General features: G+C 34.4%; 1 protein-coding gene. It reads left to right on the top strand.

The window, feature by feature from the left end:
• Nucleotides 1-241: 241 nt before the first annotated feature.
• Nucleotides 242-811: a hypothetical protein gene (locus tag ACNOHI_RS24615; RefSeq protein WP_420477363.1), complete on the top strand. Its 570-nt coding sequence runs from the start codon at nucleotides 242-244 to the stop codon at nucleotides 809-811.
• Nucleotides 812-919 lie beyond the last annotated feature (108 nt).

Below are 919 nucleotides of genomic sequence, written 5' to 3'. Positions count from 1 at the left end.
GATCTCACGGGCTACTGGATGATTTATATGTAGAACAACAAGATGCTACGATAGAGAGGTATTTCGAAGTTTTTAAACAGATTTTTGTAAAAACTGGGCATGAAGAGCATTATAAAATGATGCATATGGAGCAATCAGTAAAAACAGTGATTAATAATTAGAAGCATTATAAAAACAAGAATATAAACGGTGTTTTGAAAATGTCTGTATGCTCTGTTAACTCAAAGTCTTGGGGACTGAAATGGTTATGAAGATAAAAGTATTTAGATATGGTAAAATCAAAAGCTCAACTAATCCTAATGTTTATATTATTGAAAGCTTAGACTGGGATGATGAAGAAAATAATCGTTTCGAAGGAAAACTGCTCGCCGATATGCTGGAGCTGTCGGGAAAGCAACCCATGTATAAATACATCAGAACTTCACAAGAGCTTGAACATTTCTTTGAGGATTTTTGTGATTCGGAATATCGGTATCTGCATATCTCGTGTCATGGCAATAAGAACGCGATTTCAACCACTTTCGGAGAAATCTCATTTGCTGGCCTCGCAGATATGATGAGAGGCAGGCTAGAAGGCAAACGTATTTTTCTATCAGCCTGTGAAGCGGTTAATCTAGATTTGGCAGAAGTAATAATACCGACTTCTGGTTGTAATTCTCTGATTGGCCCTACTACTAAACTCTTAACCAGTGATGCACTGATTTTCTGGTCGTCTTTTTATCATATCATCTTTAGGGAAAATCCAGTTAAAATGAATATGGGAATTATTAAAAGCACACTTTTAAATTTGATGAAATTCACAAGGAACTAAATTTCAAATATTTCTATAACTCAAAAGGTAAAGTAAGGGCCGCTAAGGTTGCCTGGTCACATTATTATTATATTTAATAATTTTGATTTTGATTTTGATTTACACCAT

The sequence above is a fragment of the Noviherbaspirillum sp. ST9 genome (assembly GCF_048799745.1).
Taxonomy (GTDB): Bacteria; Pseudomonadota; Gammaproteobacteria; order Burkholderiales; family Burkholderiaceae_D; genus Noviherbaspirillum.
The sequence above is the reverse complement of the archived record's forward strand: the minus strand, read 5'-3'. Positions and strand labels throughout refer to the sequence as shown.

Bases quoted from the DNA above. Each gene is read 5' to 3' on its own strand.
- ACNOHI_RS24615 (WP_420477363.1), top strand. From the start codon at position 242: ATGGTTATGAAGATAAAAGTATTTAGATATGGTAAAATCAAAAGCTCA.